This window comes from Paraeggerthella hongkongensis (assembly GCF_003726035.1).
Classification (GTDB): domain Bacteria; phylum Actinomycetota; class Coriobacteriia; order Coriobacteriales; family Eggerthellaceae; genus Paraeggerthella; species Paraeggerthella hongkongensis.
In genome coordinates this window covers 14,631-29,324 of sequence record NZ_QICD01000012.1, presented here as the reverse complement: position 1 = coordinate 29,324, position 14,694 = coordinate 14,631, and the positions used below count along the sequence as shown (strand labels likewise).

14 protein-coding genes are annotated in these 14,694 nt (G+C 63.4%); 6 read left to right on the top strand and 8 right to left on the bottom strand.

What is annotated here, in order from left to right; translation table 11 throughout:
* Window positions 1–22 precede the first annotated feature (22 nt).
* From DMP08_RS07265 to cysK, 3 genes are all read left to right on the top strand, one after another.
* Entirely contained in the window at window positions 23–940 is a 918-nt protein-coding gene (locus DMP08_RS07265; protein WP_123192267.1) for a cysteine peptidase family C39 domain-containing protein, read from the top strand.
* Window positions 941–1,653: 713 nt separating this feature from the next.
* Window positions 1,654–2,208 (top strand): gamma carbonic anhydrase family protein, encoded by a 555-nt coding sequence (locus tag DMP08_RS07260; protein ID WP_123192266.1) that lies wholly within the window; start codon window positions 1,654–1,656, stop codon window positions 2,206–2,208.
* Window positions 2,209–2,287: 79 nt separating this feature from the next.
* Window positions 2,288–3,220 carry a cysteine synthase A gene (cysK, locus tag DMP08_RS07255; RefSeq protein WP_123192265.1) on the top strand — a complete coding sequence of 311 codons (933 nt, stop codon included), beginning with the start codon at window positions 2,288–2,290 and terminating at the stop codon, window positions 3,218–3,220.
* A gap of 72 nt (window positions 3,221–3,292) precedes the next feature.
* Here cysK and DMP08_RS07250 read toward each other — a convergent pair whose 3' ends face one another.
* From DMP08_RS07250 to trxB, 5 genes are all read right to left on the bottom strand, one after another.
* Entirely contained in the window at window positions 3,293–4,099 is an 807-nt protein-coding gene (locus DMP08_RS07250; RefSeq protein WP_123192264.1) for an MBL fold metallo-hydrolase, read from the bottom strand.
* A 93-nt stretch (window positions 4,100–4,192) separates the two neighbouring features.
* The gene (locus DMP08_RS07245; RefSeq protein ID WP_123192263.1) at window positions 4,193–5,026 is read right to left on the bottom strand and encodes a purine-nucleoside phosphorylase; all 834 of its coding nucleotides are present in this window, start codon (window positions 5,024–5,026) and stop codon (window positions 4,193–4,195) included.
* 85 nt (window positions 5,027–5,111) lie between these two features.
* Entirely contained in the window at window positions 5,112–6,107 is a 996-nt protein-coding gene (locus DMP08_RS07240; RefSeq protein ID WP_123192262.1) for a N5-glutamine methyltransferase family protein, read from the bottom strand.
* Between the two features lies 1 nt (window position 6,108).
* Entirely contained in the window at window positions 6,109–7,182 is a 1,074-nt protein-coding gene (prfA, locus tag DMP08_RS07235) for a peptide chain release factor 1 (protein WP_211328409.1), read from the bottom strand.
* Window positions 7,183–7,322: 140 nt separating this feature from the next.
* Window positions 7,323–8,294: a thioredoxin-disulfide reductase gene (gene trxB / locus DMP08_RS07230; RefSeq protein ID WP_123192261.1), complete on the bottom strand. Its 972-nt coding sequence runs from the start codon at window positions 8,292–8,294 to the stop codon at window positions 7,323–7,325.
* Between the two features lie 187 nt (window positions 8,295–8,481).
* On the opposite strand from trxB, the gene msrA reads away from it, so the two are divergent.
* Window positions 8,482–9,615, top strand: coding sequence for a peptide-methionine (S)-S-oxide reductase MsrA (gene msrA, locus DMP08_RS07225; RefSeq protein WP_123192260.1), 1,134 nt, complete (start codon window positions 8,482–8,484; stop codon window positions 9,613–9,615).
* 24 nt (window positions 9,616–9,639) lie between these two features.
* On the opposite strand, the gene DMP08_RS07220 is transcribed toward msrA, so the two are convergent.
* Entirely contained in the window at window positions 9,640–10,992 is a 1,353-nt protein-coding gene (locus DMP08_RS07220; protein ID WP_123192259.1) for an MATE family efflux transporter, read from the bottom strand.
* Window positions 10,993–11,134: 142 nt separating this feature from the next.
* On the opposite strand from DMP08_RS07220, the gene DMP08_RS07215 reads away from it, so the two are divergent.
* Window positions 11,135–11,893, top strand: a complete 759-nt coding sequence (locus DMP08_RS07215; protein ID WP_123192258.1) for a MerR family transcriptional regulator — start codon at window positions 11,135–11,137, stop codon at window positions 11,891–11,893.
* Window positions 11,894–12,310: 417 nt separating this feature from the next.
* Here DMP08_RS07215 and trxA read toward each other — a convergent pair whose 3' ends face one another.
* Complete coding sequence (trxA, locus tag DMP08_RS07210) at window positions 12,311–12,619, bottom strand: thioredoxin (RefSeq protein WP_123192257.1); 309 nt, start codon at window positions 12,617–12,619, stop codon at window positions 12,311–12,313.
* 225 nt (window positions 12,620–12,844) lie between these two features.
* Here trxA and DMP08_RS07205 point away from each other — a divergent pair, with 225 nt between their 5' ends.
* A complete protein-coding gene (locus tag DMP08_RS07205; RefSeq protein WP_123192256.1) occupies window positions 12,845–13,822 on the top strand; it encodes a patatin-like phospholipase family protein in 978 nt (325 codons plus the stop codon).
* A gap of 9 nt (window positions 13,823–13,831) precedes the next feature.
* Here DMP08_RS07205 and DMP08_RS07200 read toward each other — a convergent pair whose 3' ends face one another.
* Window positions 13,832–14,689 carry an ion transporter gene (locus tag DMP08_RS07200; RefSeq protein WP_123192255.1) on the bottom strand — a complete coding sequence of 286 codons (858 nt, stop codon included), beginning with the start codon at window positions 14,687–14,689 and terminating at the stop codon, window positions 13,832–13,834.
* Window positions 14,690–14,694: the final 5 nt, after the last annotated feature.

Here is a 14,694-nt window from a genome sequence, read left to right as displayed (position 1 = left end):
GGCCGCGAAAGGAGGAGACGTTGTGACGAACCGAAACCTACCCGGCATTCCGCTTCAGGGCACTGGGCCGCAGCCCCACGTCGGCTTGCCGCAAAGCGAGCGACACCTCCCCAACCGAACGCACGGCATCCGCTTCGACGTCTCGCCGCAACGGCCTTCCATCGACGAGACGCGCGACCCCTTCGCCGCCGTGCGTCCCGCCGCGCCCGACCTGCACCGCGGCAATCGCCCGGCATCTGCGGGAACGGCCTCGATGCGGATACTCTCGGCCATCTTCGCGATTGTCGCAGTAGGGGCCGTGGGCACGATCGGAGGCACGCTCGTTTCCCGCGGAATCGCCGCATCGCCTGAGACCGACGGCATCCCAGCTGTCCAATCCACGCCCAACCAAAGCGTCGACGCTGCCGGAAACAGCACCGCGCCTGCTTGGAAGAAAGCCTCTGCCCCCGCGCTCTTCCAGAACGATCCCGCCTGGTCATCCGATCCTTACGGATCGGGCACCATCGGCTCGTCAGGCGGCGCGCCCCTGTGCTTGGCCATGGCGCGCATCGGCATCACGGGAGACACCGACATGGGACCGTCCGTCGTGGCGGCTTTCGCGCGCAGCAACGGCTACGTCGAAAACCCCGACGGCCTGCTTACGGAAGGCGCGCGTCAACTGGGGCTGCAGGTAAACTCGGTGGAGCCGAGCGAGCTTGCCATCAGGAAAGAAGTCACCGCGGGGCGCCCCGTGATCGCATCGCTCGACAGCGATTCCTCCGCCAGCAAGCCGTCCTACGTCGTGCTGGTCGACATCGATCGGCACGGCATGCTGGTGGTGAACGACCCGAAGCGCCGCGACCGCGCCGTCCACAGTCGATCCTTCAACGACGTGGTGCGCCGAGCGAACGCGCTCTGGTCCTACCAGGCTGCGCCCGCCTCCAAGCCCGCATCGTCGTAGGCGGACGGGCGTCGCGGCGCAGCAGGACGACCGACGACAGGGCGCGTGCCTAGGGCATGTACCTGACCGCGCGCGACGGCGTATGCGCACGTCCAGCCGTCGGCGTATGCGCGAGTCCGTCCGTCAGCGTATGTGCGAGTCCGGCCGTCGGGCATGTGCGCTGCCGGCCGTCGGCGCGCGAATATCGGCTCATCGGGGCATTCCTGTCAAAACGGAAGAGTTTTGCTGGTCCTCAAACCAGGATAAAGGGAGAGCACAGCCTTATGACCTGGTCAAATAGAAATCGTAGTCTCGCGAAACCTCTTCCGTAGAGCGAAAACCGCCGCAAAACTCGTTAGTTTTGACAGCACGAGGGTTCTACGCTCCGCGCCCGCGTCCAATCGCACGTTCGGACGCGCCCGCGCGCAATCCCCCGCGCAAGACCGCACGCCAGGGGCTTCCGCATCCTCCCACACGCCCGCATGCAACCGAGCGCCCGGAAGCTTCCGCGCCCCGCCTCGCACCCACACGCAACCGAGCGTCGAGGCGCCCGCTCCCCACGCGAGCTCTCGCGCCCGCCTTCTCACACTTCCTCTGGTTTGAGGGTCCCGCCCGCCGCATTCAACCGCGATCCCCCTCGAAACGCAGCAATCCCCTTCCTATAATAAACTGCGAACACGAAGCAGCGAGGTCGAGCGCCCACCGCGCGAACGGCCCGTCACAAGGAGGCCCGCATGGACTACCGTCAACTCGAGATTCATCCCGAAGCGCGCATCGCGCCCAACGCCACCCTCATCGGCAACGTATCCGTCGACAAAGACGCCGTCATCCTGTTCAACGCCACGCTGCGCGGCGACTACGGATCGAAGATCGTCATCGGCGAGGGAACCAGCGTCCAGGAAAACTGCTGCGTGCACCTAGGCGCCGCAAGCGACTGCGTCATCGGCTCCGGCGTGACCGTCGGCCACGGAGCCATCGTGCACGGCTGCACCATCGGCGACAACACGTTGGTCGGCATGGGTTCCATCATCATGGACGGAGCGAACGTCGGATCGAACTGCATCGTAGGCGCCGGTTCCCTCGTCACCAGCGGAACTCAGATTCCCGACGGCATGCTGGTCATGGGATCGCCCGCAAAAGTGCGGCGCCCCCTCACCGACGACGAAATCGCGCAAAACCGCGTCGACGCTGAAGGCTACGTCGCCATCGGCAAAGACCTCGTGGAAAACGGCATCATCTACGAGGGAGCGAACCTTCCTCGCGATATCATGGCCATCGCCGTCAAGTAGATTCCGTATGCGCGCAAACGCGCAATGGTACAATGGACGCTTACCGCATACGAACCCGAACCATGATCGAGGAACCATCGTGATCTACGACAACGTGCTTGACGCCATGGGGCGCACGCCCCTTATTCGCTTGAACAGCCTTTCCGAAGAAGGATCCGCTCAGATCCTCGCAAAGTACGAGGGCGTGAACGTAGGAGGCTCGGTCAAGACCCGCACTGCCTGGCAGATGATCGACCAGGCCGAAAAGCGCGGTCAGCTGAAACCCGACAGCATCATCGTGGAGCCCACGAGCGGCAACCAGGGCATCGGGCTTGCGCTCGTGTGCGCCGTCAAGGGGTACGCCGCCCGCATCATCATGCCCGACTCCGTGTCCGTCGAGCGCCGCAAGCTCGTACGCCACTACGGAGCCGACGTGATCATCGTGCACGACGACGGGGACATCGGCAAATGCATTGCCGAATGCATCGCAACCGCCGAGCGCATGGCGGCAGAGGACCCGCGCGTCTACGTTCCCCAGCAGTTCGAGAACGAGGACAATCTGTTCGCCCACAAGTACCACACCGCGCTCGAGATCGTCGAGGACGTCGAAGGCCCCATTCACGGCTTTTGCTCCGGCATCGGCACGGGCGGAACCATCTCCGGCGTCGGGCAGATCCTCAAGCGTCTGTACCCTGACGTGGAAATATGGGCGGTCGAACCCGAAAACGCCGCTATTCTTTCCGGAGGCGGCATCGGCACGCACCTGCAGATGGGCATCGGCGACGGCTTGATCCCCGCCATTCTCGATCAGGAGATCTACGACGACATCTGCATCATCTCGGACGAAGAAGCCCTCGACACCGCTCGCGCCCTTGCCCGCAAGGAAGGTCTGCTCTGCGGCGTATCGTCGGGCACGAACGTAGCTGCTGCGCGCCGTCTTGCCCGCAAGCTCGGTGCCGGCAAGACCGTGGTCACGCTTCTTCCCGACACGGGCGAGCGCTACTTCTCCACCGAACTGTTCGACGGCGAGTAAGCCGCGCGAAGCAATCGAACCGCAGCCGCCGCGCGCCCACCGGTGCAAGGCGGCTGCGGCGAACGAACCCGCCTACCCTACGCTCACGAGCATCCCTTGGTACGCCGCCCGCACGGTCGCGCCGTGAGACGCGCGCGACACCACCGAAGCCAAAGACTCCTCGGGCAGACGGTACGTGTTGTTGTTCTGCGAAATATGCATGGCGATCACCTGCTCCAACCGTGCACACAGCAACGTGTCCAGCTCGTCGGCCGCCTGAACGTTCGACAGGTGACCCACGTCGGACCCGATGCGACGCTTGACCGGATACGGGTACGGCCCCTCTTGCAGCATCCGCACGTCATGGTTGCTTTCCAGCGCCAGAATGCGCACGTTGGACAGGCCCTCGTGCGCCTCGCCCGTCACGATACCGGTATCGGTCGCAAAACCCAGCGCATCGCCGTCCGAGCTTTCGAAGCGAAACCCGCACGACGCAGCTGCATCGTGCGAGGTGGCGAACGCGTGCACGCTCATCCCCGCAAGCGAGAGCGCATCGCCGTTCGCCAAAGCACGCAGGTCGCATGCTCCTTCGAGCGCGCGAATCTCCTTGCTCGCAAGGCGCACGGCGTTGTTCACGTACACGGCAGGAGCAATGCCCTGCTTCGCCAAACCGCGCAGCACCACCCCCAGACCTTTCGTATGATCGCCGTGGTCATGCGTGATCAGTACGGCCGCAAGGTTCGCCGGGTCGAATCCCGCCTCGTCGACGCGCGCAAAGAAATCGCGCTTGCAGATGCCGCAATCAACCAGCACGCCCGCACCCGTAGCGGCGTCCTCGATCACGGCAGCGTTTCCGTAGCTGCCGCTTGCCAGCACATGCAGCTTCAACCGATAGTCCATGGATTCCTTTCAAACGATAGGCGTGCCAAACGCTTGCCCGACGGGATCCCCGCCGAGCTTTCAAAGCACTTGGCGCACGCGGATTCGCTGTTATTACAACTGTTCGATCACGCCCGTGATCAGACGCGCGAAATCGGCTTCGCGCGTCTTCGCCACATCGAGCACCTCGACGCCAGTGGGGCTTGCGCCTCCGATGCCGCATCCCATGTTCGAAACAAGCGACACGCCCAATACGCGCATGCCCACATGCCGCGCGGCTATGACCTCTTCGCACACGCTCATAGCAACCGTGTCGGCCCCCCATGATCGGAACATGCGAATCTCGGCCGGGGTTTCGAAGCTTGGGCCGAGCAAGCCCAAATACACGCCTTCCTGCACGCGTATCCCCCGTTCAGCCGCCACATCATGGGCGATGGAGCGCAACTGCGGATCGAACGCGTTGAACATGGAGAAGAACCTATCGGACAGGTTGGCAGGATCGGGCGCGGCAATGGGGTTGCGCCCCGTGAAGTTGATCTGGTCGGCCATGATGCAGAAATCGCCCACCTGGTAGTTCACGTTGAGCGCGCCGACGGCATTGGTGATGATGAGCGTATCGACGCCCAGACGCTGCATGAGCCATACCGGATACGCCACTTCCTGCGAAGAATTCCCCTCGTAGCCGTGCAGCCGACCCTGCATGGCCAGCACGCACTTCCCGCCCAGCGTCCCGCACACGAACCGGCCCATGTGCCCTTCCGCCGTGCTCGTGTTCATACGCGGAACCTCGACGTAGGGAATCAACTCCGCATCGGCGATCTCGTTGGCCAGCGGATTCAGGCCCGAACCCAGAATCAAACCGATGCGCGGACGCCGATCGCCTAGGCGCTTTCGCATGGTGTACGCCGAAAGCGTAAGGTTATCGTCCAAAACGTTTCGCTCCAGCATGGCGACCCCTTCCCTTGGTTTCGCACCATTATAGCGAAGCAGCCGCCCCGCATGCGCACGCCGCGTTCCACCATGCCGCCGTAAGCTAGCTGCAAGCATCCGCCTTGCGCGCGGTTAAAACGCGGGGACGTTGCGCCAGGTCGTGCACGATGCGCACATCCTGAAAGCCCGCTTCGCGCGCCAGAGCCGCCGCTTCGTCCAAATGTCCCTCGTGCAGCTCGAAGGCGAACGCGCCGCCAGGCTTGAGCGCAGCGCCGCACCACGGCAACAGCCGGCGCAGCACGTCCAAGCCGTCCGATCCGCCGTCAAGGGCAAGCTCCGGCTCGAAGTCGGCCACCTCGCGCGGAATGTCGGCCAACACCGCCGTGGGCACGTACGGTGGATTGGAAACCACCAGGTCAAGCGCGCCTATCATGCAAGAAGGAACGCATTCCCCCAAATCGCCCGCAAGCACCTCCACCCGATCGTCCAAACCGAGCGCTCGCGCGTTGTCGCTGGCAAGCGCAACGGCTTCAGGCACGATGTCCGTGGCAACCACGTGCGCAAGCGGATGCTCGAACGCGATGGAGCACGCGATGCAGCCCGACCCCGTGCACAAATCGGCCACCAGCAACTCGGGAGCAGGAACCTGCGCATCGGGCGCATCTTCGGAAGCAGTATCGTCGGCAGGATCCGGAACGGCGGCGCCCCCTTCAAGCGCTTCTTCCGCCCAGGCATCGGCCGCGACGCGCTTCGGCGCCGGCGGCAGGAGCGACAGCGCCTCGCTCACCAGCACCTCGGTTTCGGGACGCGGGATGAGCACCCCGGGGCGCACCTGCACGGTGATATGGCGAAACCCCACCTCGCCGGTGATGTACTGCAAGGGCTCTCCGGCGCCGCGACGCGCCACGAAACCGCGCAGCACGTCGCGCTCGTCCAGGGACAAGGGCTGGTCGAAGTTCGCGTACAGCTCGATGCGGCTCAGACCCGTGGCCTCGGACAGCAGCCATTGCGCGGAGATGCGCGGATTCTCGTCGCCTTTGCGCTCCAGATAGCCGACCGTCCAATCAAGGGCGGCCTTGATGGTCCAAACGTCGCTCAATCTAAACCGCGGCTTCCAGCTTCTGCGCGCGATCGGCAGCCTGCAACGCGGTGATCACGTCGCCCAGGCCGTCGCCGAGCAGCACGCCGTTGTACGTGCCGTTGAAGCCGATGCGGTGATCGGTCACGCGGTCCTGCGGCCCGTTGTAGGTGCGGATCTTCTCGGAACGATCGCCCGAGCCGATTTGAGCCAAGCGCTCGGCACCTTCGGCGGCCTGCTGCTCGGCCAGCATCTTCTCGTACAGGCGCGCGCGCAGCACGGCCATTGCGGCGATCTTGTTCTGCAGCTGCGACTTCTGATCCTGCGACTGCACCACCAAGCCCGACGGCAGGTGCGTGATGCGCACGGCCGAGTCGGTGGTGTTCACGCACTGGCCGCCCGGGCCGCCGGCGCGATACACGTCGATGCGAAGATCGTTCTCGTTGATGTCGACCTCGACCTCGTCGGCCTCGGGCAGAACGGCCACGGTAGCCGTGGACGTATGGATGCGACCCTGGCTCTCGGTCTTGGGAACGCGCTGCACGCGATGCACGCCGGACTCGAATTTCATGACCGAGTACACCTTGTCGCCCTTGACCTTGAACTGGATCTCCTTGAAGCCGCCGGCCTCCGAAGCCGACACGTCCATGGTTTCGGTCTTCCAGCCCTGCGCAGCCGCGAAGCGCTCGTACATCTTGTAGAGGTCGCCCGCGAAAATAGCGGCCTCGTCGCCGCCCGCGGCCGCGCGGATCTCGACGATGATGTCCTTGTCGTCCGCCGGATCGGCCGGAATGAGCATGAACTTGATGTCCTCTTCAAGAGCAGGGAGCTTGGCTTCGATCTCGGCGATCTCCTCCTGCGCGAACTCCTTCATGTCGGGGTCCGAAAGCATCTCCTTGGCTGCGGCCAAGTCGTCGGACGCCTGCACGTACTCGCGCGCCTTCTTTGCAAGGGGACCCTGGTTCGCGTATTCCTTGGCCAGGCGGTTGTATTCCTTCTGATCAGCAAGAACGGCCGGATCGCCCATCTTGACCTGGACGTCCTCGTAGGCCTCGATGATCTTGACCAGCTTCTCGCGCATATCGGTATCCTGCATGGTGTGTGCTGTCCTTCGTAACGTGGTTCACCTGATCGCACGCGCCGCGCGCGACGAGTGCCCGCCCCCGTGCAGGAGCGGGCACCACTGCGTAACTGGTTTATGATAGCAGATCGAAAAGCGCTTCGCAGCAACCAGCACTAGATCGCCAAGTACTCCGAAGCTTCTTCGGCGCACACCGCGCCGTCGGCGACGGCGGTGACCACCTGACGGAGAAACTTCGTGCGCACGTCGCCGGCTACGTACACGCCCGGCACGTCGGTGGCGCCCGATTCGTCGGCCACCACGTACCCGGTTTCGTCCAGCTGCAAGGCCCCCTTCAAGAACTCCGTGTTGGGTTCGGTGCCCACCGCCACGAACAGGCCGCTCACGGGGATGTCGCGAATCTCCCCCGTCTTGAGCATCTCCACGCGCACGCCCGCAAGCGCGCCTTCGTCGGCCATCAGCTTGCGCGGCGCGGCGCTCCAGACGAACTCCAGATTCTCCAGATCCTCCAAGCGCTTATGGTAGATGGCCGTAGCGCGCAGCTTGTCCCGCCTATGCACCAGGTACACCTTCTTGCAGATGCGCGACAGGTAGATGGCGTCGCCCACGGCCGTGTTGCCGCCGCCCACCACCATGACCTCCTTGTCGCGGAAGAAGTTGCCGTCGCACGTGGCGCAATACGACACGCCGCGACCCTGCAGCTCGTCTTCAAGCTCCAGCCCCAGCTTGCGCGGACGGGCTCCGGTGGCCACGATGACGCTCTTCGCGCGGTATTCGCCGAACGCGGTGGTCAGAACCTTGGGCTCCTGCGCGAAGTCGACCGACACGACCTCTTCGCCCACATGGCGAACGCCGAAGCGATCCGCCTGCTGCTTCATGGAAAACGCCAGCTCGAAGCCGTCCGCTCCCTCGGGAAATCCCGGATAGTTTTCCATGTGCTCGGTTTGGGCAAGCTGCCCGCCCGGCGAAATGCGCTCGAACACCACAACGTCAAGTCCTGCGCGAGCCGCGTACAGACCGGCGGTCAGCCCGGCGGGCCCCGCTCCGATCACGGCAACGTCCATAGCTTCAAGATGGGAGCCCTTGCACTCCTGCGAGGTTTCGTTCAAGGGGCGCTCTTCGTTCATATCAAGCCTCCAAACATCGTCTTTTTCAACGATCAGTATACGGTAGAAGCGACGTGCGTTACGAGGGCGTTCCTCAACGGCAGCGTTACGGTTTCGTTGTGCGTTCGTGGAAAACAGCCGCAACGGCAACGATGCGCTAGGATGGGGCGCGACAAAGAGCGCACGGCGGCGCGATAGGAGCCACACTATGGACAAGCAACGCGAAGACCTGCACACTCTCTACCTTGCCGGAGGCTGTTTCTGGGGATTGGAGGCCTACCTGAAGCGCCTGCCCGGCGTGCGGCGCACGGTTGCGGGCTACGCGAACGGATCGACCGAAAACCCCAGCTACCGCGACGTATGCCTATGGAACACCGGGCATGCGGAAGCCGTTTCCGTCACCTACGATCGCACGATACTGCCCACCGACCTGCTCCTGGACGCCTTCTTCGAGGCAATAGACCCCACAATCCTCGACCGGCAGGGCAACGACCGGGGTACTCAGTACCGAAGCGGCATCTACTGGCAAGACGAAGCCGACCTGCCCGCCATAGAGGCCGCCGTTCTGCGCCAACGGGCCTCCCACGTTGAGCCGATCGTCACCGAAGTGGAACCGCTCGACGGCTTCTACCCTGCCGAAGACTACCATCAAGACTACCTGGCCAAGAACCCTGGAGGCTACTGCCACATCCGCTTGGGAGCGGCCGACGAGTTCGCGCGGCGAACCGGTCTGCAGGAAGGGCGCCCCTGCATCGAGCACGACGGGCTGTGCGAAGCCGTGGACACCCTGGGCGTGCGCAAGCTCGACCACGACCTGAGCGCATCGACCGGCTGCGACCCGCAAGACGCACCCTGCGCCGACCCGGACGATCCCGAAACGGCGGCACAGCTCATCCGCGCGCAAGGCTACGCCGCCCCCGACGATGGCCTGCTCAAGCAAACGCTCGACGAATCCCAGTACCGCGTCGTCCGACACAACGCCACCGAACGGCCGTTCTCCCACCCATACGACCGTCTGTTCAAACGCGGAATCTACGTGGATGTAACCAGCGGCGAGCCGCTGTTCTCGTCTGCCGACAAGTTCGACTCCGGTTGCGGTTGGCCGGCGTTTTCGCGCCCTATCGCCCGCAGCGTGGTAACCGAGCGTCTTGACCACAGCCTGGGCACCCTGCGCACCGAGGTGCGCAGCAACGCCGGAGACGCCCATCTTGGGCACGTGTTCTCGGACGGCCCCGCGCAAAGCGGCGGGCTTCGCTACTGCATCAACGGCGCAGCCCTTCGCTTCGTCCCCTACGACCGCATGGACGCGGAAGGCTACGGCTACCTCAGGCCGCTGGTCTAAAACCGCCGGCCTCGACCAAGCGCGCTAGCAAGAACTGCAGCTGGGATCCCCGTCCAAGCTGCAGCTGCGCTCGCGTTCGCGGCTGCGGTGACGAAAGCGCAAAAGCGCGCCGGCGGCAACCGACAGGATCATCTGCACGATGGTGACCGAGATCCAGATACCGTCCAGCCCGAACGCCCACGCCATGCCGAACACCACGGCAACGACAAGGGCGGCTTCACCGTACACGATAGCGTTCGATGCTTTGGCATCGTCCACCGCATAGAAGTAGGACGTGGACGCATGCGTGAATCCGTAGAACACGTACGCCGTCGAGAACACGGGCAGCGCCCAGGCAATGAGCCCCGTGGTTTCGGGCGAGGCGCCGAACAGCAGCGGCACCTGATGGCGCAGCAGGTACATGGCAGCCAAGCCGATCACGCCCAAGCTGATGGTAATGAGGTAGTTGGTATTGCGAAAGCGCCGAACGGCGTCGGCGTCGCCCGACCCGTAGTAGCGCGAGATGAGCGGCTGCGAACCGTCGCCCACGCCCTGGATGAGCATCTGGATCACGCAAGCCGTGTACGACACCACCGCGTACGCCGCCAGCGCCGTCTCGCCGCCGTAGGTTGCCAGGTTCACGTTGATGGCCACAACCGTGGCTTCGGGCAAAAGCGTAAGGCCGAACGGAGCCAATCCCAGCTTGAGGGCATGCGCGGCTATCCTGCCGTCAATGCGCAGATCGGCGCGGCTTATGCGGTTCTCTTTGCGCAGGAAGAAGCCAGCAACCAGCACGAACGCGGCAACTTGGGACAAAACCGTGGCCTCGGCGGCGCCCGCCGTCCCCATGCCCAAGGCAATGACGAACACGTAGTCCAGCGCCACGTTCATAAGACCGGCCAGCACTTGCACCACCATGGCAAAAGCCACTTTGCCCTGGTTGCGGATAAGCGGCGTGCAGCCCGTTACCAAGATCTGGAAGGGCACGCCCCAAGCGATGACGTTGATGTAGGCGATGGCCTGGTTCAGGGTTTCGCCACGACCGCCCAGCAGTTCGCAAAGGGGTCCGGAAAACGCGAACAGGAGCGCCATAATGGGCACGGAGGCAAGCACCAGCATGAGAAACGTCGTTCCCACCGCACGGCGAGACTTCGACTCGTCGCCCGCGCCGCGCGCGATGGACGAAATGACGCCGCCGCCCATGCCCACGCCCGTGCCCACCGCCATGATGAACGCGACCACGGGAAACGCCACGTTGATGCCGGCCAACCCGGCATCGCCCACGGCATGGCCCACGAAGATGCCGTCAACGATGCCGTACACGCCTGCCAACGTGAACGTAAGCATCGTGGGCACAATGTACTTGAGGTACTCGCGCACCATACTTCTCTTAATCATGTTCACTCTCCGCTGCGGATCTTGCCCTGAAATGTTCCGGATGGTACTCTAAACCTTAAAGCTGCTTGAAGGTAAACCCGCCCGAGCAGGATTCTCGGAATCTCCAAACAAACAGGGGCCAGGTCAGGATGGGAGAAGCACCGTGAACGCAACGCCGAGCTACTACGACATCAAGGACGCAGCGCGCTGTCTGGGCGTTGCCCCTTCCACGCTGCGCTATTGGGAAAGCCAGGGACTTGTCCGCGCAAGCCGCGACGAGCGCAACGACTACCGGCGATACGCGCTGCACGACGTGCTCGAAGCAGGCGAGATCGCCTTTTACCGCCAGCTGGGCGTGCCGGTGCGCGACCTGGCAAGCTATCGGGCCATGTCCATCAGCGCGCTTGACGATGCGCTCGGACGCACTGAAGACAGCATCGAGCAGCGCATCGCGGAACTTGAGACCATGCGGACGCGCCTCGCCCGCCAACGCTCGCTCAACGCCGTGGCCGAGGAGTTGAGGGTTTCCGGGATGCGCCCGGCAACGCCCGCCATCGAACGTCTGACCAGCATCGATTACAACACGTCCGTACCGTGGAACGCGCTCATAGACGAGCCGTGGTGCTACGCGGTGCTGATACGAGCCGAAGACCCCTCCGTCGTGCATGAAGCCGTGGCCGACGAAGCAGGGAGCGCTTCCCCGCTTTGGGTGCGTACGCCTTCCGACAACGAACGCACCTGTCGGGAATGCCTGCTCAAAACCACGCCGGAGCTTGACGGCAACAACGCAGCCGAGCTGTTCGACGCCGCGACCCGTTCCGGCCTGCGTCCTCGCGCTTTGGTGGGCACGTACCTGGTGACCGCAACCGAACCCGAAGACGGATCCCGTTGGGATTACTACCGATCTTGGATCGTGACGTAGCCCGACAAGCGGGCAGGCGGCAAAGCCGGCCGACGGCGAACCGTCGAGCCGAACTCGCCGTAGCCCGATGCGCCGTCAAGCCGCCATCGGTGCAGCTCCCCATTCCAAGACCGTAAAAGCCTCGCTGGCGTTTCGGAAGGCGGAAGGGGACGTCTGCACGCGGCAGCGTCAGATGCCCTGGTTTGTGCACGATTCTTTTCCCAATGTTGCGTCTGAGAGGCGTACGAAGAGGCGGGCATCGACGAGACCGCGCGTTTTGCCTGGTCGCGATCATTCGCCGCCGGCGGACGGGCCTCAACATGCACTCGCGCGCAACATTGGGGAAAGAATCGTGCACGGAGGAACGACCCCGTCGCGTCGCGAAAAAGGGAGCCGCATGCTGCGGCTCCCTTTGCGATAGCACATTAGGATGCTGGTTTAGCCCAGCATCGCCAGGATGTTCTGCTTCGGCTGCACGCCCACAGCTTGCTGCTTGACCTGGCCGTTTTCGAACACGACAAGCGTCGGGACGCTCATAACGCCGTAACGCTGCGCCACATCCGGGCTCTGGTCGATGTCCACCTTGTAAACGGCCGCCTTGCCGGCCACTTCGCCGGACACCTCGTCGAGCGTGGGGGCGAGCATCTTGCACGGTCCGCACCACGTGGCGAAAAAGTCCACGAGCACCGGCCCCTGCGCGTCGAGCACCTTGGACTGGAAATCAGCAGAAGAGATAACCTCGCTCATAACAACCTCCTTTACTTGGCGACGCCTCCTTCGAGGAAGCCACGCCGCTCGAACCGAGCTTACGCATCGGCTCTTCGTTCATTTGCGTGTATTTTAACCGGAAGCCGCACGCGCTGCATCAAATGTTACCAAATAGGGGATAAATCTAGAGAAACCCGACATATCGAGCCGCAGCAACCTTGAAACGAACCCGCTATAATAATGCGGATCAGAGAAAGGACCCGCATGAGCATCCAATCCTCCGCACGCGAACCCTTCGTTCAGCACGCCGCCCGAGCAAAGTCCAAAGAGCCCGGGACCAACCCGGATACCGTACCTTCGTCCCTGTACCCTCCCGCTTGGGACGGACATGCGGCATCGCCAGTCAACCTCGTGCTGGAAGGCGGCGCGATGCGCGGACAGTTCACCGCCGGCGTCCTGGACTTCTTCATGGACCAGAAGCTGTTCTGCGAACGCGTGATCGGCGTGTCGGCGGGAGCGCTGTGCGGGTACAACTACGTGGCTGGCCAAAACGGGCGGGCATGCTATCTCAACATGAAGTACTGCGATGATTGGCGCTACCTGTCCATGAAAAGCTTCGTGCGCACCGGCAACGCCTGCGGCCGCGCGTTCACGTTCGACGAGATTCCCAACGTGCTCGAACCGTTCAACTACCCTGCCTTCGACCAATCGCCCATGCAGTTGGTGGCGGTTTCCAGCAACTTGAGGACGGGCGAAGCAGACTACCACGAGTTCACCGACTCGGCAGCCGACCTTCCCTACCTTATCGCGTCATCGTCCATGCCCTTGGTCAGCCAGATCGTCGACATCGACGGAAAGCTGCTGCTCGACGGCGGAACCTGCGACAGCGTGCCCATCGTGTACTCCATGCTCACGGGCGCGAAAAAGCACATCGTGGTCCTGACGCAAGCCGCGGACTTCGTCAAAACGCCGAACAAGCTCATGGCTATCCTTCGCCAGCGCTACGCGCTGTACCCGTACTTCCTCGAACGCCTGCAGCATCGCCATTACGACTACAATCGCATGTACCGCGCGCTCCCCCGCTTGCAAGACGAGGGAAAACTGTTTCTCATACAACCTCCCGAGCCGGTGACCATAGGAAACATGGAAAAAGATCCGGAAAAGCTGTTGGCCTTGTACGAACAAGGTTACGGCGAGGCGGCCAAGCGCTGGCCCGCGCTTCAAGCGTATCTGGAACGATAGCGCGCACCGTTAGCCTTCGCGGCCATCGCGATCATCGGGGTTTTCCGGACGTTCGCCAGCATCGTGGCTGCGGGTATCCTGCGCCCGAAACTCAGAAACGAACCCCGCCGAGAATATGCCCGCCGGAATGGCCACCACGCCAATGGACAGCACCATGGTGGCAAACCCGACGAAGCGTCCCAACGCCGTAACGGGCACCAGGTCTCCGTACCCGGTCGACGTAATGGTGGTCATGGCCCAGTACATGCCCGTGAGCACGCTGTCGAACTTGTCGGGCTGCACCGGGTTCTCCACTTGGTACATGAGCACGCTTGCCGTAACGGTGAGCAAGCCCAGCACCATGAACGAGGCGACGATCTCCGATCGGCGTTTGCGGAAAACGCGCACGATGGAACGCAGTCCCCTCATGTAACGGGACAGTTTTATGAGGCGGATCAAGCGCACGATGCGCGCGGCGTTAAGCGCCGAAGGCGATACCGGAACAAGAAACACCAGCAAACCGGGCAGAAACGCCAGCAAATCGATAACGCCCATGGGCGAGAGCGCATAGCGGGCGCGGGCGCGCAGCGGCGGCAGCTCGGCGTGCACAAGGTCGGCCACCCATAGCCGCGCAAGGTACTCCACGCCGAAACATACGCTCGATGCCAGGCCGAACACCAGGAAAACCCGGGAGAGCGCATAGGGAACCCCCGGGTTCGAGTCGACGAACACCAGCAACGCGTTCAGCACGATCAGGACGAAGAGTCCCGCGCCCACGACGCGCGCGAGTCCGTGCGCGCGCGACAAGTCCTCGAGCGCCAGGTAAACCTGCTGCTTGAAGCGCGACGCGCGATCGAACCGCGCCCTCTCTTCTCCCGTCATCGCCATCCGCC

Excerpts from the sequence above, each read along its gene's own strand:
- DMP08_RS07260 (WP_123192266.1), top strand. The coding sequence starts at position 1,654 with ATGGACTACCGTCAACTCGAGATTCATCCCGAAGCGCGCATCGCGCCC.
- DMP08_RS07250 (WP_123192264.1), bottom strand. The coding sequence starts at position 4,099 with ATGGACTATCGGTTGAAGCTGCATGTGCTGGCAAGCGGCAGCTACGGA.
- DMP08_RS07245 (WP_123192263.1), bottom strand. The coding sequence starts at position 5,026 with ATGCTGGAGCGAAACGTTTTGGACGATAACCTTACGCTTTCGGCGTAC.
- prfA (WP_211328409.1), bottom strand. The coding sequence starts at position 7,182 with ATGCAGGATACCGATATGCGCGAGAAGCTGGTCAAGATCATCGAGGCC.
- trxB (WP_123192261.1), bottom strand. The coding sequence starts at position 8,294 with ATGAACGAAGAGCGCCCCTTGAACGAAACCTCGCAGGAGTGCAAGGGC.
- msrA (WP_123192260.1), top strand. The coding sequence starts at position 8,482 with ATGGACAAGCAACGCGAAGACCTGCACACTCTCTACCTTGCCGGAGGC.
- DMP08_RS07220 (WP_123192259.1), bottom strand. The coding sequence starts at position 10,992 with ATGATTAAGAGAAGTATGGTGCGCGAGTACCTCAAGTACATTGTGCCC.
- trxA (WP_123192257.1), bottom strand. The coding sequence starts at position 12,619 with ATGAGCGAGGTTATCTCTTCTGCTGATTTCCAGTCCAAGGTGCTCGAC.
- DMP08_RS07205 (WP_123192256.1), top strand. The coding sequence starts at position 12,845 with ATGAGCATCCAATCCTCCGCACGCGAACCCTTCGTTCAGCACGCCGCC.
- DMP08_RS07200 (WP_123192255.1), bottom strand. The coding sequence starts at position 14,689 with ATGGCGATGACGGGAGAAGAGAGGGCGCGGTTCGATCGCGCGTCGCGC.